The sequence below is a fragment of the Cyanobium sp. NIVA-CYA 375 genome (assembly GCF_056108345.1).
Map to the genome: position 1 here is coordinate 1 of NZ_JBSYHW010000288.1, position 841 is coordinate 841.

The 841-nt window shown below is 65.5% G+C and carries 2 protein-coding genes; one reads left to right on the top strand and one right to left on the bottom strand.

All coding sequences use genetic code 11. The features are described from left to right. The first annotated feature begins 27 nt into the window (after nucleotides 1-27). Nucleotides 28-162, top strand: coding sequence for a CHAT domain-containing protein (locus AC01FP_RS18130; protein ID WP_474482212.1), 135 nt, complete (start codon nucleotides 28-30; stop codon nucleotides 160-162). On the opposite strand, the gene AC01FP_RS18135 is transcribed toward AC01FP_RS18130, so the two are convergent. Continuing rightward, nucleotides 149-841, bottom strand: a 693-nt coding sequence (locus AC01FP_RS18135) for a M16 family metallopeptidase (protein ID WP_474482210.1), incomplete at its 5' end; no start/stop codon positions are given. The two genes, AC01FP_RS18130 and AC01FP_RS18135, sit on opposite strands and share 14 nt — an antisense overlap.

Consider the following 841-nt stretch of genomic DNA (forward strand, 5'->3'; position numbering starts at 1 on the left):
GCGGCGGCGGCCCTTTCGGTCGGCACCATGCAGCGCTATGGCAAGGGCAGTGACCCGGCAGAGGCATTGCGGCAAGCCATGCTCGCGATGATCGATGATCCGTCGATTGCAGGTTCGGAACAGCCCCTGCTGTGGGCGCCGTTTGTGTTTATCGGGCGTTAGCACCTCTCGGCAGGACCACGATCTCGACCGCCTGATCCGGCGTCAGGTAGCGTGCGGCCATGGCCTGGATGTCAGCCGGAGTCAGCGCTTCGTAGCGCGCCCTCGCGGTCAGGTAGCGGCTGATGGCGTCGGGCTTGCTCTGGGCCCTGCGTGCCAGCGTTTGCCAGCCGCTGTTGCTCTTGAGCAGGTTGTCCAGCCGTTCAATGATCGGTTGCCGTGCACGCTGGAACGTGTCGGCATCGACCGGCTCGGCGATCAACGCGGCGATCGTCTCGCGAATGGCAGCGCTGGTGGGGTCAACTTCCGACGGTTCGACGGTGGCCGTCACGCCGAACGTGCCGTAACCCGGCCAGACGTCGCTCTGCTGGCTGGACACGCTGGGGGAGTAGGTCTTGCCGAGCCGCTCGCGCAGCGCCTCGGTCACCTTCAGGTCCATGATTGCCCGCAGCAGGTTCAGGCTCGAGACGGTCGCGACATCGCTGTCATCGGTTGTCTGCCACACCTGCCGGACCAGCGCCTGGTCAGCCTCGCCATTGTGGTACAGCACCCGTCGCGCATGGTCGCTGGTAAAGCTGCGGTCGCGATTGTCCGCATAAGTGCGGAACTGGTCTTCCCGCGGCGGCAGAGCGCCGAGCGTACGTGCGACAAGGTCGATTGCTGCCACTTCGTCGATGTCGCC